At 56.1% G+C, this 13715-nt stretch carries 14 protein-coding genes; 6 read left to right on the plus strand and 8 right to left on the minus strand.

Annotated elements, in window-relative coordinates; genetic code table 11:
• Nucleotides 1-283: 283 nt before the first annotated feature.
• The 3 genes from ACEQ15_RS05255 to ACEQ15_RS05265 are packed head-to-tail and all read right to left on the minus strand — an operon-like array spanning nucleotide 284 to nucleotide 3177.
• On the minus strand, nucleotides 284-949 hold the full coding sequence (locus ACEQ15_RS05255) for a lactate utilization protein C (protein ID WP_370278042.1): 666 nt from the start codon (nucleotides 947-949) through the stop codon (nucleotides 284-286).
• A gap of 12 nt (nucleotides 950-961) precedes the next feature.
• Nucleotides 962-2365: a LutB/LldF family L-lactate oxidation iron-sulfur protein gene (locus tag ACEQ15_RS05260; RefSeq protein ID WP_370278043.1), complete on the minus strand. Its 1404-nt coding sequence runs from the start codon at nucleotides 2363-2365 to the stop codon at nucleotides 962-964.
• 14 nt (nucleotides 2366-2379) lie between these two features.
• Nucleotides 2380-3177, minus strand: coding sequence for a (Fe-S)-binding protein (locus tag ACEQ15_RS05265; RefSeq protein ID WP_370278044.1), 798 nt, complete (start codon nucleotides 3175-3177; stop codon nucleotides 2380-2382).
• 176 nt (nucleotides 3178-3353) lie between these two features.
• Between ACEQ15_RS05265 and ACEQ15_RS05270 the strand changes: the two genes are divergently transcribed.
• From ACEQ15_RS05270 to ACEQ15_RS05280, 3 genes are all read left to right on the plus strand, one after another.
• A complete protein-coding gene (locus ACEQ15_RS05270; RefSeq protein WP_370278045.1) occupies nucleotides 3354-4049 on the plus strand; it encodes a FadR/GntR family transcriptional regulator in 696 nt (231 codons plus the stop codon).
• Nucleotides 4050-4074: 25 nt separating this feature from the next.
• Nucleotides 4075-5019 (plus strand): LysR substrate-binding domain-containing protein, encoded by a 945-nt coding sequence (locus ACEQ15_RS05275; RefSeq protein WP_370278046.1) that lies wholly within the window; start codon nucleotides 4075-4077, stop codon nucleotides 5017-5019.
• Nucleotides 5020-5104: 85 nt separating this feature from the next.
• Nucleotides 5105-5902: a DUF1338 domain-containing protein gene (locus ACEQ15_RS05280; protein ID WP_370278047.1), complete on the plus strand. Its 798-nt coding sequence runs from the start codon at nucleotides 5105-5107 to the stop codon at nucleotides 5900-5902.
• A 60-nt stretch (nucleotides 5903-5962) separates the two neighbouring features.
• Here the strand turns inward: ACEQ15_RS05280 and ACEQ15_RS05285 are convergent, their stop codons facing one another.
• The gene (locus ACEQ15_RS05285; RefSeq protein ID WP_370278048.1) at nucleotides 5963-7024 is read right to left on the minus strand and encodes an arginine N-succinyltransferase; all 1062 of its coding nucleotides are present in this window, start codon (nucleotides 7022-7024) and stop codon (nucleotides 5963-5965) included.
• 256 nt (nucleotides 7025-7280) lie between these two features.
• Between ACEQ15_RS05285 and ACEQ15_RS05290 the strand changes: the two genes are divergently transcribed.
• Together ACEQ15_RS05290 and ACEQ15_RS05295 are read left to right on the plus strand one after the other, a co-directional pair.
• Nucleotides 7281-7757, plus strand: a complete 477-nt coding sequence (locus ACEQ15_RS05290) for an Lrp/AsnC family transcriptional regulator (RefSeq protein ID WP_370278049.1) — start codon at nucleotides 7281-7283, stop codon at nucleotides 7755-7757.
• Between the two features lie 17 nt (nucleotides 7758-7774).
• Nucleotides 7775-8218: an Lrp/AsnC family transcriptional regulator gene (locus ACEQ15_RS05295; protein ID WP_370278050.1), complete on the plus strand. Its 444-nt coding sequence runs from the start codon at nucleotides 7775-7777 to the stop codon at nucleotides 8216-8218.
• Between the two features lie 14 nt (nucleotides 8219-8232).
• Here the strand turns inward: ACEQ15_RS05295 and ACEQ15_RS05300 are convergent, their stop codons facing one another.
• Both ACEQ15_RS05300 and ACEQ15_RS05305 read right to left on the minus strand, forming a co-directional pair.
• Nucleotides 8233-9111: a DMT family transporter gene (locus ACEQ15_RS05300; RefSeq protein WP_370278051.1), complete on the minus strand. Its 879-nt coding sequence runs from the start codon at nucleotides 9109-9111 to the stop codon at nucleotides 8233-8235.
• 262 nt (nucleotides 9112-9373) lie between these two features.
• Nucleotides 9374-10006: a LysE family translocator gene (locus ACEQ15_RS05305; protein WP_370278052.1), complete on the minus strand. Its 633-nt coding sequence runs from the start codon at nucleotides 10004-10006 to the stop codon at nucleotides 9374-9376.
• A 202-nt stretch (nucleotides 10007-10208) separates the two neighbouring features.
• Between ACEQ15_RS05305 and ACEQ15_RS05310 the strand changes: the two genes are divergently transcribed.
• Nucleotides 10209-10586, plus strand: a complete 378-nt coding sequence (locus tag ACEQ15_RS05310) for a 5-carboxymethyl-2-hydroxymuconate Delta-isomerase (protein WP_370278053.1) — start codon at nucleotides 10209-10211, stop codon at nucleotides 10584-10586.
• A 312-nt stretch (nucleotides 10587-10898) separates the two neighbouring features.
• On the opposite strand, the gene astB is transcribed toward ACEQ15_RS05310, so the two are convergent.
• Complete coding sequence (gene astB, locus ACEQ15_RS05315; RefSeq protein ID WP_370278054.1) at nucleotides 10899-12233, minus strand: N-succinylarginine dihydrolase; 1335 nt, start codon at nucleotides 12231-12233, stop codon at nucleotides 10899-10901.
• 12 nt (nucleotides 12234-12245) lie between these two features.
• The gene (gene astD, locus ACEQ15_RS05320) at nucleotides 12246-13715 is read right to left on the minus strand and encodes a succinylglutamate-semialdehyde dehydrogenase (RefSeq protein WP_370278055.1); all 1470 of its coding nucleotides are present in this window, start codon (nucleotides 13713-13715) and stop codon (nucleotides 12246-12248) included.

Below are 13715 nucleotides of genomic sequence, written 5' to 3' on the forward strand. Positions count from 1 at the left end.
AGATAGACATGGAGCCAATCACCGTCCTGGTGATGTGAATCCACGGAAAAACCTTTCCATAGGCAGCTGCTGAAGGCAGAATCCTGAAGCATAAACGACGATTTGGTTTTGATGATTGTTTGGCGACTTCACCATAAACCATTTCGTCGTTTTTTTTGTAGGCTCCACGCTATCCGACGAAGAACCTAAAAAAAGGGGGTCTTTCAGACATAAAAAAGCCGCCAGGAGAGGCGGCTAAAGAGGTTGGAGCGAGGTTGAAAGCTCCACATCAACCAATCAACGATTAATCGTTAACCAGCAGAATCACTAAAGTACGTGGACCGTGTGCACCCATCTGCAGTTTCTGCTCGATATCGGCACTACGGGAAGGTCCGGTGATCATGTTTACGGTACGTGGCATCACGCCGTTGTGCGTGGTACGCAGCTGTTTCCAGGCATCCTCGTACGGCCCCACGATGGTGGAGGCGTGCAACACGACCATGTGAACGTCTGGCAGGAAGTTCAGGGTGGTTGGGCTATCGGAGCTGGAGTGCAGCATCAGGGTACCGGTCTCGGCGATACCGGCGAAGCTGCTGGTGATGCTGGCCATATCGCCTACCTGACCGACACGTTCGCTCAGCTGGATATCACCCAGGGCAGACCAGTCCAAACCTTTCAGCTCTGGGCTGCTGGCTGTAACCAATTCCTGGATATTTGCCTTGTGCAGCCATTCGCTGGCGGCCATCGGCACTTCTGCGATGCTGTCCAGTTCGATGATCTCAGCGGCCGCTTCGATCGCCATATCCTTGAACAGTTTTACCTGTTCCGCCTGCGGCAGCTGCGCGCGCTTAGGAATCAGGTTGTTGTCTTTTGCCGCCAAACGGCTTTCAGCCGCTGTGCGTTGCTTGGCATTTGGTTCACCGCGACCCAGACCGCGGCGGATGTTGCCCAGAATTTCTGCTTTGCTCATCGTTCGCTCCTGTTATCGCTTGCCCTGTTTCCACTGATCCATAAAGGTCTGGCCTTCTGGTGCCGGCATATCACGCCAGTCGGTCCAGCCGCCCGCCAGTGGCAACTTGTTGATACGGCCTTTCTTACCCGCCATCTTCTTCATAAACCAGGCAGAGCTGCGCGATACCCAACGGTAGAGGGCAGGGCGCTTGGCAAAGAAGCCCCAACCGGCAAGGCCGTAACGCACTGATTTTGGACTCAGGTGCTTCTCGAATTCATTTTCACGCCAGTGACGCATCAGTTTCGGCAGCGGGATACGTACCGGACATACTGACTCACACTTACCGCAGGCGGTGGAGGCGTTTGGCAGCAGGCCCGCATTTTCGATACCGATCATCTGTGGGGTCAGGACAGAACCCATCGGGCCCGGGTACACCCACCCGTAGCTGTGACCGCCCACAGCGCCGTATACCGGACAGTGGTTCATGCATGCCGAGCAGCGGATACAACGCAGCATATCCTGCAGTTCGGTACCCACCATATCGGAGCGACCGTTATCGACCAGTACCACGTGGAAGTTTTCCGGACCGTCCTGATCCCCTTCACGGCGCGGGCCGGTGGAAAGGGTGTTGTAGACCGTGAACTCCTGACCGGTTGCAGAACGTGCCAGCAGACGCTGGAACAGGGTCATATCTTCCAGGGTCGGAACCACTTTCTCGATGGAGGTGATCACGATGTGGGTCTTCGGCAGCGTCTGGGTCAGGTCACCGTTACCTTCGTTGGTCACGATGATGGTAGAACCGGTTTCCGCTACACAGAAGTTGGCGCCGGTGATACCTACGTCGGCAGCCACAAACTTCTTACGCAGCATCTCACGCGCTTCCTGCATCAGTACCGCCGGGTCGTCGGACTTCGGGCGGTGGTGGTGCTTGTGGAACGCTTCGGACACATCTTCCAGATTCAGGTGGATCGCTGGAGCGATGATGTGGCTCGGGTGATCCTCACGCAGCTGCAGGATGTACTCACCCAAGTCTGTTTCCACCGGTTCGATGCCGTTCTTTTCCAAGTACTCGTTCAGGTTGACCTCTTCCGACACCATGGACTTACCCTTGGTGACGGTCTTGGCGCCGACCTGCTGGCAGATATCCAGAATGGTCTTGCAGGCGTCCTCGGAGGTGCGTGCCCAGTGCACGTGACCGCCGTTCTCAACCACCTTGGATTCGAACTGCTCCAGGTAGATGTCGAGATTTTCCAGAATGTGGTTTTTCAGGTCGCGGGCCTGATCGCGCAGGTCTTCAAACTCCGGCATGCGCTCAACTGCAGCGGCACGCTTGGTTGGGAAGCCAGCTTTCAGGTTACCCAACGCTTTCTGCAGGCCAACGTCTTTCAGGGCGATGCGGGCGTTTTCTTTAAACTCAGGACTTTTGATTTGCATGTCTGTTTCCCCGCTTAAACCTGTTTCGCCAGTGCGTATTTGTCCGCATCGGCTTCACCGATCGCAGGCTGATCCAGCATACCGGCCAGAATCTCTACCACGTGGCGTGCTTCCACGGTTTTGCCTTCGCGCTTCAGTTTGCCCGCCATATTGAGTAGGCAACCCAGATCGCCACCCACCAGGGTGTCAGCGCCGGATGCGGAGATAAACTCAGACTTGTTGGAGACCATGCGGTTGGAGATGTCTGGGTACTTCACGCAGAAGGTACCGCCGAAACCACAGCAGGTTTCCGCTTCTTCCATCTCTTCCAGCTCTAGGTTGTCCACTTTGCTCAGCAGCTTGCGTGGCTGCTGCTTAACACCCAACTGGCGCAGGCCGGAGCAGGAGTCGTGATAGGTGATGGTGCCGTCGTACTGAGCGCTGATCTTGTCGAAATCCAGCTTATCCACCAGGAAGGAAGTGATCTCAAACGCGCGGGCTTTCAGGTCTTCCGCACGGGCTTTCCAAGGATCACCTTCGTCAAACAGATCGGCGTAGTAATGCAGCATGCCGATGCAGGAACCGGATGGCCCCACCACGTACTCGTAACCATCAAAAGCTTCGATGGTCATCTTGGCAATGTCCTGGGTGGTTTTGCGGTCGCCGGAGTTAAAAGCAGGCTGACCACAGCAGGTCTGTTTCTCAGGGACTTCGACGATACAACCGGCCTGTTCCAGCAGGCGCACGGTTGCAAAAGCAACTGTAGGTCTGAACATGTCGGCCAGACAGGTCACAAACAGGCCAACAAGTGGTTGGTGTTCAGCGTTTGGCATTGGGGCTCACCTTGTCATTGCGGGCCTTGCTCACGTCTGGCCCATTTATTATTCGTTGTGATGCCTGAAAGATAGGTGAGGGCGAGGATAAAATAAATGCTACACTAGTAACTGGTCTGACCAAGGGGCGGCACCGTAATCTGGGGTATTGAACGGGAATAAGAGGGCAGGATAGCGTGTCGGAAGAGCGGTTACTCAGCCAGTCGCTGATGCGGGATCTGCGTGATCAGATACTGTTTGGTGAGATCGTGCCCGGGCAGAAAATTCCCTCCCAGCGTGTGCTCGCATCCGAGCATCAGGTTTCCCGTGCCACCGTGCGTGAAGCCTTCACTATGCTGGAACAGCAGGGCCTGATCGAGACCAGTCAGGGCGCGGCCAGCCGTTGCTGCAATCTGCTCGAACCGCACTTCAAACTGACCCTGGAAGGGGTGGGCGACAACTTTGAATTTCAGCGCCAGGTGATGGAAGCCCGTGCCGCACTGGAAGGTGAAGCCGCTTTTTATGCCGCCCAGCGTGCCAGCGATGATCAATTGCAGAAGCTCGACGAAGAGTTCCATCGTATGCAGGCGCGCAGTGAAGACACCACGTTGGCTAAAGCCAAGGCCGATCTTACCTTCCATATGCAGATCGCCGAATCCAGCCACAACCTGCTGATCATCTCCTTCAGCCAGATCTTCTACAGCCGTTACTTCAACGCGATCTATGGTGTACTGTCGCGCACCCTGAAGAAGTTTGGCCGCTATCCGGATGGGATCTCCAAGCAGCATGCGCAGATCCACAAAGCGCTGATGAACCGCGATGCGGAAACCGCGCGCCGGGTGGCGCAGGACCATATCCTTTATACATTACGATCCCTGGAGAAGACCGAGTGAATAAACCCGCCGTGCGAGAGTGCCTGTGAACAACCGACCGCTGCCACCGCTGCGCAGCCTCAGTGTATTTATGGTTGCCGCCCGTTGTGGCAGCTTTAAGCGTGCCGCCGACGCGCTATGCGTAACGCCGCAGGCCGTCAGCCTGCAGGTGCGCACCCTGGAAGAACAACTTGAACTTGAGCTGTTCCAACGCCTGCCCGCCGGGATCAAACTGACCGCATCCGGCGAGCAACTGCTGGACTACGTGCAGCGGGGTATCGACCTGATCCAGCACGGTATCAAGGATGTGCAGCAGCGCCAGCAACGTCGACAGCTTAAGATCAGCGCCTCGCCCTGGTTTGCGATCCACTGCCTCCTGCCCAGGTTGGATGAGTTTGAGCAGCTGCACCCTGATGTGGATGTGGTGATCAACACCTCCGTTCGTTTTCCTGACTTCACTGCTCAAAGGCTGGATCTGGCGATCCAGTGGGGTTTTGGCCAATGGCCGTTCAGCCACAAACAACTGCTGCTCACCGACGACAAGCTGTTGGTGTGTGCGCCCAGCCTGCTGGAGAAGGACAAGCCGCTTAACGATTACAAGGATCTGGCCCATCACCGCCTGCTCTGTACCGAACTCTCCGTGGAGTTGTGGCGCAAGGTGCTGAACACCCTCGGCGTCGATACGCTGGTGGAACGTCAGGTGCTGCCGCTGGACAGTCAGGCGGGGCAGATCGAAGCCACCGTCAAAGGTCTGGGTGTCGCCCTGATCTCCGTCGACGAAGCGCGTAACGGCTGTGAAGACGGTCGCTTTATAGCGCCGCTGGGGGATTCACTGGTGAGCGAACTGAACCCTGCACTGATGCCGGGCTACTGGCTGGTGGAGCGGGAAGGGGCAGAACGCGATCCACTGCTGGCTGAATTTATCCACTGGATGAAGGGCTGGCTGTCTGAACATCCACGTGCTCACAGGCCAAGTTTTTCTTACCCTTGACACAAAGTTTTATCGTTTGCTCACAGTCATAGCGAAGCGCACACTCCAGCTCTAATTCCAACAAGAACAGAGTGCTGTGACTTCGATGAATACTGAGACTTTTTTTGCTGAACTGTGGCGCGACTACACCTCCATCACCCCGCAGGCTGAGCCGATCAAGCAGATCTTTGCCAAGACCGATGGTGAGGTGATCAACGACCACGTGGCGTTCCGTACCTTCGCCAGCACCCCGTTGCAGCTGGATAACCTGGAACCGCTGATCCTGTCTCTGGGTTACGAGCGCCAGGACAGCTACAACTTTGAAGCCAAGAAGCTGCGTGCCTACAGCTTTATCCACACCGATCCGAAAGCACCGAAGATCTTTGTCTCCGAGCTGCTGACCGATCAGCTGAGCGAAGCGAGCCAGGCAATCATCCACAAATACACCAAACAGATTGAAGCCAAAGCGCTGGATCTGTCCGTGTTCTGGTCAGGCCGTCACTGGCAGATGCCAAGCTTTGAGGAGTACCAGACCCTGATGGCGGAAACCGAATACGGTGCCTGGTTGCTGGCGATCGGTGTACGCGTAAACCACTTCACCGTCAGCGTGAACCACCTGACAAGCAGCGATACCCTCCAGGATGTTCTGCGTCGTGTGAAAGAAGCCGGCTTTGCAGTGAACACTGTAGGTGGTGAAGTGAAAGGCACCCCGGCAGACTTGCTGGAGCAGGGTTCAACCATGGCCGACCGTCAGGCATTTGAGTTTGCTGGGGGCAAAACTCATGAGATCCCAACCTGCTTCTACGAGTTCGCCCTGCGTCATGCTGATATCGAGAAGAATCTGTATCAGGGTTTTATTGCGGCGAATGCGGATAAGATCTTTGAGTCGACCAATGCGGCTTAAGGATTGATGAGATAACAAAAAGCCGGCATCTGCCGGCTTTTTTGCGCGTTTACTATGTACTTAAGCCGCCCGACTGGTTGGCATCGCTTTTTGCGCTTTGCTGTAGGCATGCACGTAACGCAAGGTTTCCCCTTCCCTCACATTCAGTGCTTTGGCTGCTTCCGGTGTGATCAGCAGCTCATCATCCTCACCGATGCGGGCGTGGGTGAGGGCAGAACGGTAGTTCTCCAGCTGGCCGTTGCTGAGCAGCAGCTGTGGATCGTCGTCGCTGATATCGTGCGTCAGTTTGCAGCGGGCCAGACGGCTGTCACGCACCGTGTGGATCTCGCTGGTGGCCGACTGTACGGATGGACCGCCGTCGAACAGGTCGATGTAACCGGTGAACTGAAAACCCTCCTTCTTCAGCATATTCAACGCCGGGGCAGAGGAGTCGTGCGGTTTACCGATCACGTCACGGGCAGCCGCAGGCAGCAGGTCGGTGTAGATCGGGTATTTTGGCATCAGGTCCGAGATAAACTGTGTACCTTTCAGCGCTGCTGTGTTCACCGCGTCCTGGAAATCGATACCGAAGAATGTTCGGCCCAGGTGTTCCCAAAGTGGTGAAGTGCCGTTCTGGTCCTGCCAGCCACGTAGCTCAGCGATCACGAGGTCGTTGAAGCATTGCGGGAAATCGGCCATCAGCAGATAACGGGCACGCGCCAGGAACTGACCCACACCCGGACGGCGGAACTCAGGCAGCACAAACAGCGAACCCACCTCGGTGGTGCCGGTGTAGTCGTTTACCATGCTGAGCACTTTGGTCTGACGGGTCACGTCCAGATCGTTGCTGCTGCTCACCAGTGTGGAGAGTTTGTAGTGATAAAACGGCTTGTTGAGGCCAACACCGGTGTAGATCGCGCTGGTTCCCACAACGCGGCCGGTTTCACTGTCTTCCAACACCATAAAATAGGTGTTGCTCTGGGCTGGATTGCAGCCGTTGGAAAAGGCTTTTTGTGAGGTCTCGATCTTTTCACACCATGCCGCTTCGTCAGCTGGCATTGAGGTCATGCCGTTACCGACAGCATGGGAGATCGTCATCAGGTCGTCGAGATCCTGCAACGCACATGGGCGGATGATCAGCATAGTTTTCCCCTTCTTATCGTTATATTAAGGGGAATTTTAGTGTCGATTATGCAAAATGAGCTGTCGATCTTATTGGGCGAAATCGCATTTTCTGCAGATTTTGATGGGCTGCTCAAAATAAAATTCGGTTTTGTTTTGGCGCTCTTAATCTTTGCTAAAATAAAGGGATTGTGCCTTCGGTGCCCGTCTTTTCTGGGCTTGTGTTGTGGTATATAAACGAGGGTCGTTTTGAAGGGCAGGGCAAGCCGGGATTTATATGCAATTGGACAAGATTAACCGAAAGATTCTTTCGATCCTGCAGCAGGATGCACGGATCACCAATCAGGATCTGGCCGAGCGGGTGAACCTGTCGCCCAGCTCCTGTCTGAACCGGGTACGGAAGCTGGAACAGCAGGGGTTGATTGGGCCGTATCTGGGCGTGGTGGATCTCGCCACGTTGTGCCGCAGCGTCACCGTTATCGCCACGGTCAGCCTGAAAGACCAGAGCACCGATGCCTTTCGTGCGTTCCAGCAGGCGGCGCAGGATATTCCGGAAGTGGTGGAGTGCTATATCGTCAGCGGCACCTTTGATATCTTCCTGCGCATCGTGGCGCCGGACATGAACCGCTACAACGAGATCAATGACCGTTTGCTGGATTTGCAGCCGGGCAAAGTGAATATAAGCAGCCATGTGGTTCTCAACACCGGTAAGCCTTTCAGGGGTTATCCACTCGACCAGCTCATCGACGGATGAGTTTCAGGGACTAAGTAATGATCGACGCAATTAACCGTAAAATCCTCGCTGCCTTGCAGGAGAACGCGCGTATCTCTTTTGCCGAGTTGGGTAAGCGTGTACACCTCACCGCCCCAGCAGTGGCGGAGCGTGTGCGTAAGATGGAAAGTGCAGGCATCATCACCGGTTACGGTGTGAACGTGAACTTGGATAAGGTCGGCTACCCGATTGTGGCGATGGTGCAGTGTAAGGTGTATCGCGCCAAAGAGCGGGAGTTCAAGGAGTTGCTGCTGAGCTACGATGAGGTGATTGAGTGCCTGAACACCACCGGTGAACAGGCCTTTCTGGTGAAGTTGGCGGTGGAGTCGATGTCGCAGCTCGACGAGATTCTGGAAGCTTTCATCGATTTCAGCGACACCAACACCATGATGATTCTGTCGACTCTGGTAGACCGTGAACTACCAGAGACCTTCTTTAAGTAACTTTTGAAGCACTCCTATGCTGCGGCTGTCTGGCGTTTGCGAGATGGCCACTGACTTACCAGCATACCCGCCAACATCAGGCTGCAACCCAGCAGCTCCTTGCTACCGAAGTGCTCGCCCAGCAGCAACCAACCGCCCAGTACTGCAAACACCGCTTCGGTGGATAGGATCAGCGCAGCGACATCCGGCGTCACCTTCTTCTGACCGATCACCTGCAGTGTGCAAGCGATACCGCTGGATGCAACGCCCGCATACAGCAGCGGCAACCATGCAGCCTGGAAATCGGGCAGGGTTGGGGTTTCCAGCATCACTGCCGCCAGTGTCGCCCATACCGCAGCCACCAGGAACTGACAGATCGATAGACTGATCGCATCCACTTTCTTCGACAGGTATCCGATGATAATCACGTGGGCGGTCCAGAACACCGCACCGATCAGCTCCAGCAGGTCACCGTAACCGATAGTCAGATCCGGTCCGATCGACAGGCTGTATAAACCCAGTACCGCCAGGATCACGCCGCTCCAGGTCTGCATGTTGGTGCTCTGGCCCAGCAGAATGCCCGCCACCGGCACCATCACGATGTACATACCGGTAATAAACCCAGCGTTACCTGCAGTGGTGTGGAGCAAGCCGATCTGCTGGAAGGTAAAACCACCAAACATAATGGTGCCCGCGGCCAAACCGCCAATCAGCAGTGTCTTGCCCTGCGGTATACGGTGTTTGGTAAAGATCAGCCACAGCGGTAGCAGCGACAGCGCACCCAGCAGGAAACGGGCCGCGTTAAAACTGTGCGGTGGCAGGTGGTCCATACCGGCGCTCTGGGCGACAAAGGCGAACCCCCAGATAGCAGCAACGCTGATCAACAGCAGATGGGATACAGAGATAAAGCGCATCAAAATAGCTCCACAACAACGTCTAACGAGGTGGCAATTTTACGGCGGAAAAGCCCAGACGAGACAGAACGAAACTAACGAAGATAAGGTGTGATGCTGAATTTTTGTAGGTTTTTGGTGCTTTGCGCTTTCGAATCGAAAGTTGGGCGCTAAGGCTGAGGCTGCCTGAGTGAAATCAGGGGCAAATTGGGGAAAAGAATAGGAGGAAAGGAGCCGCGCGAATGTCGGTTAAGAAGGGCGGAAAGAACAGGCAGAGGGCAGTCTACTGACTGCCCGCTAACTTCACACCAAATCCGATCAGTAGGAAACCGGTAATGCTGTCCATGGTTTTGGATACCTTAGGTGTCTGCAACCACTGGCGTGCACGTGCCACCATCAGTACCAATGTACCCTGCCACACCATACCGATCGTAAAGTGCACCGCTGCCATCATCATGGACTGAGCCACGGCTGAGTGGGCCGGATCGATAAATTGCGGTAGAAACGCCATGTAGAAGATGATCGGTTTCGGATTCAGAACGTTGGAGAGCAAACCTTCGCGCAATGATGTCATTGCAGGAACGGAACACTGTGCGGTTGGTTGCTCCACCTGCAGTGCGCCGCTTTTGAAGGCTGAACGCAGGCTCTGAACACCCAACCAGATCAGGTAGCAGGCACCGGCTATTTTCAGCGCAGTAAAGAGGTGGGCGGAACCGAGTAGAATCACCGACAAGCCCGCTGCTGAAATACTGGCGTGAACAAACAGGCCCATACAGATGCCGAGGCTAGTAAGTAGCCCATCGCGGTTACCACCACGCGCTGCATTGCGCATCACCAGCAGCGTATCAACGCCAGGTGTCAGTGTTAGGGCTGTAATTGCTACCAGAAAGGGCAGCCAGAGGAAACTCTCGAACATCGGTGAACCTAAAACCAGGAAGACTAAGGCGTGAGTGTAAGTGATATGGTCAGGTAGGGGCAATCTAGAATCGTGTGACCGCTTGAGTGCAGATTGCATAGTTTTACAGCAGGGCATCCACTACGCTTTAAATAAGTGTTCGCTTGGCAGATACCTGATCTTGATGTCTGGTGTTTATTAGGACGGACGCAGGAGGATCAAGATGCTCGATTGTATTTTGGAGTTCTCCGACAATATTGCCGAAGACTTCGATAACCGGGAGCTGTTTAACTCGTTGCACCTGCTTTTAGCCCAGAGTGGTCTCTTCGCGCGCGAGCGGATCCAGAGCCGGGCCCATCTGTATCACCGCTATTACCTTGACGATGGCGGCAGCGAACAAGGATTTATCCAACTGACCATAATCACACCACGCCCACTCGATTCCCGGTTCAGGAATAGGCTGGGAGATCAGCTTCTCGCGTTGTTGCAGCAAGAGTTTTACTACTCCCTGCAGCAGCTGAACTGCACACTCACCGTCAAGATCACGCAGGTTGAAACCACGGATTACTGCAAATCCGTCAGTCGATCTGATGTGCGGTAGTGCTTATAAATCATCAATGCCTGCTAAGGCAGCTTTGCAGGTTCCAACACAGAGCAAGGAAACCAGGCTTAATTGACCTGTAGGGTAAGCTTCAGCTTACCGGCAGCATAAATGCTGCCCTACAAAGGGACATAACCATTAGAGCGGAGAGGTTCTGAGTAGTGGCCTGTAGGCTAGGCTCTAGCTTACCGGCAGCATGATCACCTTCGATGACGACGCTGCACTACAGAAAAATGGGCGAATGGACATAAAAAAGGCCCGCCAGAGCATGGAGACGGGCCTAAAGTGAGGATCAATCTTTGACGCGTTGCCTTAACGCTGGAACGGGTACACGGAGCCCAGGTTAAGGATCTGGGTCAGTTCATCCAGTGCGGTACGGGATTCGATCAGCAGCTGTGGGTCGGCCAGATCGGATTCCGCCAGGCGGTCGCGGTAGTGCTTATCAACCCAGCTGTTCAGGGTGGCAAACAGCTGATTGTTCATACGGGTGGACTGGTTGAAGGCGTTCAGTTCCTGCTCGTTCAGCACAACACGCAAGCGCAGGCACGCTGGGCCACCGCCGTTGCTCATACTCTGTTTCAGGTCGAACACTTTCAGCTCGTCGATGGCACTGTCGCCATCGCGCAGCTCACTCAGGTAAGCCCATACCGCCGGGTTGTTCTGGCACTCTTCCGGGATCACTAGCAGGGTGCGACCGTCGGCCATGCTCAACAGCTGGCTGTTGAACAGGTAGCTGGTTACCGCATCCTGTACGGATACACGGTTGCTTGGCACCTCAATCACGTTGAAGTTACCGCCCAGCGCATCGTTCAACTGCTGGTTCACCTCTGCCTGATTCAGGAAGGCCTGCTCGTGGCAGAACATCAGGTTGCGGTTACCCACAGCGATCACGTCGTTGTGGAAGACACCCTGATCGATCACGTCCGGGTTCTGCTGCGCGTACACCACTTTGCCCGGATTCAGGCCGTGTTTGCGAGCGATCGCTTCGGATGCTTCGTAGGTGTGGCGGGCCGGGTAACGCTGCGGCTGCGGCTTGTTACCGTTGAAGGCGTAACGGCCGAAGACAAAAAACTCGACACCGGCATCGCCGTATTCGTGGCAGAAGCGGGTGTGGTTGGCCGCGCCTTCGTCACCGAAGTGTTCCACGCTTGGCAGCACGCTGTGGTGCTCGAAGTGCTGCTCATCGTTGAAGGTGGCACGCAGGATGCGGCCGGTCACTTCGTGTTCGATGGAGCGGTGGAACTTGTTGGTCAGGTTGGCCGGGGTAAAGTGCACCTTGCCGTTGGCGGTATCCGCACTTGGCGATACGGTGGCGGCGTTTGCAGTCCACATGCTGGATGCAGAACAGCAGGCGGCCAGAATACGCGGCGCCTGTTTCGCCGCGGCTGCCAGCACATCGGCATCGCTGCCACCAAAACCCAGTTGGCGCAGGGTATTGATGTCCGGACGCTCCTGAGGCGCCAGTACACCCTGGACCAGACCCAGGTCGTTCAGGGCCTTCATCTTGGTCAGGCCCTGTTTCGCTGCCTGCTTCGGATTGGAGACCTCAGCCTGGTGCTTTTCGGAGGCGACGTTACCGAAGGACAGACCCGCGTAGTTGTGGGTCGGGCCGACCAGACCGTCAAAGTTTGCTTCAAATGCTTTCATTATCGCTCCTGCTTAGCTGAGGTTCAGGCCCGGAGACAGGGTTTCCGGCAGGTCCAGGCTATCGGTTTCGATGCCCGCAACCGGGTATGCACAGTAGTCCGCTGCATAGTAGGCGCTGGCACGGTGGTTGCCGCTGGCACCGACACCACCGAACGGAGCTGCACTGCTGGCGCCGGTGATCTGTTTGTTCCAGTTGACGATACCGGCGCGGATGCGGCGGTAGAACAGGTCGAACTGCGCTTCGTCATCGCTGAACAGACCGGCGGACAAACCGTACTGGGTGTTGTTCGCTTCGGTGATGGCGTCCTCAAATTCAGCATAGCGGATCACCTGCAGCAGTGGGCCAAAATACTCTTCATCCGGCAGTGCATCGATCGCGGTAACGTCGATCAGGCCCGGGGAGAGCAGGCCTGTGCCCGGTTTCAGTTTTTCCAGCGCCAGCAGCGGGGTTGCACCCAGCTCGATCAGGCGGGCCTGCGCAGCCACCATACCGTCCGCTGCCGCTTCGGAGATCAGGCTGCCCATGAATGGCGCTTCTTCGTCGAACTGACCGCCCACGCGGATCTGGCTCACGGCTTTCTGCAGCTGCGCGACAAACTCGTCACCCGCGGCACCGGTTGGTACAAACAGACGACGGGCGCAGGTGCAGCGCTGGCCGGAGGTGATGTACGCGGACTGGATGGTTTCGTGGACCGCGGCCTTGATGTCGCTGATCTGGCCGATGATCAGTGGATTGTTGCCACCCATCTCCAGCGCCAGGATCTTGCCCGGGTGGCCGGCAAACTGTTCGTGCAGCAGGTGACCGGTGCGGGAGCTGCCGGTGAATAACAAGCCGTCCAGATCCGGGTGAGACGCCAGTGCGATACCGGTCTCTTTCTCGCCCTGTACCAGGTTCAAAACGCCTGCCGGCAGACCGGCTTCGTGCCACAGCTCAACCATCTTTTCGGCGACTTTTGGCGTCAGCTCGCTTGGCTTCAGCACAACGGTGTTGCCCGCCAGCAGCGCCGGTACGATGTGACCGTTAGGCAGGTGGCCTGGGAAGTTGTATGGGCCAAATACCGCAACCACGCCGTGTGGCTTGTGGCGCAGTACGGCGCGGGCACCGGCCATGTCGCTGCTGCGCTCGCCGGTGCGTTCGTTGTACGCCTTGATGGAGATCTCAATCTTACCCACCATCGCACCTGCTTCGGTACGGGTTTCCCACAGCGGTTTGCCGGTCTCTTCAGCGATGGTCACGGCGATCTGTTCTTTGTGTTCGCCCAGCAGTTCACCGTAACGGCGGATGATTGCGATACGCGCTTCCAGACCCAGATCGGCCCACGCGATGCTGGCGTCACGGGCTGCAGTCACGGCGTCTTTTACCTGTGCTGCGTCAGCTGCGCCTGCGTGCCAGATGCTTTCGCCGGTAGTTGGGTTGAGGGAATCAAATGCCGGGCCGTTGCCTTCCAGCCACGCGCCGTTGATGTAGATAGATGCGGTCAT

Source organism: Pontibacterium sp. (assembly GCF_964228735.1).
Taxonomy (GTDB): Bacteria; Pseudomonadota; Gammaproteobacteria; order Pseudomonadales; family Balneatricaceae; genus Pontibacterium.

What these genes read in the sequence shown, in the direction of transcription:
- ACEQ15_RS05255 (WP_370278042.1), bottom strand. Translation starts at nt 949, where the DNA reads ATGAGCAAAGCAGAAATTCTGGGCAACATCCGCCGCGGTCTGGGTCGC.
- ACEQ15_RS05260 (WP_370278043.1), bottom strand. Translation starts at nt 2,365, where the DNA reads ATGCAAATCAAAAGTCCTGAGTTTAAAGAAAACGCCCGCATCGCCCTG.
- ACEQ15_RS05265 (WP_370278044.1), bottom strand. Translation starts at nt 3,177, where the DNA reads ATGCCAAACGCTGAACACCAACCACTTGTTGGCCTGTTTGTGACCTGT.
- ACEQ15_RS05280 (WP_370278047.1), top strand. Translation starts at nt 5,105, where the DNA reads ATGAATACTGAGACTTTTTTTGCTGAACTGTGGCGCGACTACACCTCC.
- ACEQ15_RS05285 (WP_370278048.1), bottom strand. Translation starts at nt 7,024, where the DNA reads ATGCTGATCATCCGCCCATGTGCGTTGCAGGATCTCGACGACCTGATG.
- ACEQ15_RS05290 (WP_370278049.1), top strand. Translation starts at nt 7,281, where the DNA reads ATGCAATTGGACAAGATTAACCGAAAGATTCTTTCGATCCTGCAGCAG.
- ACEQ15_RS05295 (WP_370278050.1), top strand. Translation starts at nt 7,775, where the DNA reads ATGATCGACGCAATTAACCGTAAAATCCTCGCTGCCTTGCAGGAGAAC.
- ACEQ15_RS05300 (WP_370278051.1), bottom strand. Translation starts at nt 9,111, where the DNA reads ATGCGCTTTATCTCTGTATCCCATCTGCTGTTGATCAGCGTTGCTGCT.
- ACEQ15_RS05305 (WP_370278052.1), bottom strand. Translation starts at nt 10,006, where the DNA reads ATGTTCGAGAGTTTCCTCTGGCTGCCCTTTCTGGTAGCAATTACAGCC.
- ACEQ15_RS05310 (WP_370278053.1), top strand. Translation starts at nt 10,209, where the DNA reads ATGCTCGATTGTATTTTGGAGTTCTCCGACAATATTGCCGAAGACTTC.
- astB (WP_370278054.1), bottom strand. Translation starts at nt 12,233, where the DNA reads ATGAAAGCATTTGAAGCAAACTTTGACGGTCTGGTCGGCCCGACCCAC.
- astD (WP_370278055.1), bottom strand. Translation starts at nt 13,715, where the DNA reads ATGACCGCATCTATCTACATCAACGGCGCGTGGCTGGAAGGCAACGGC.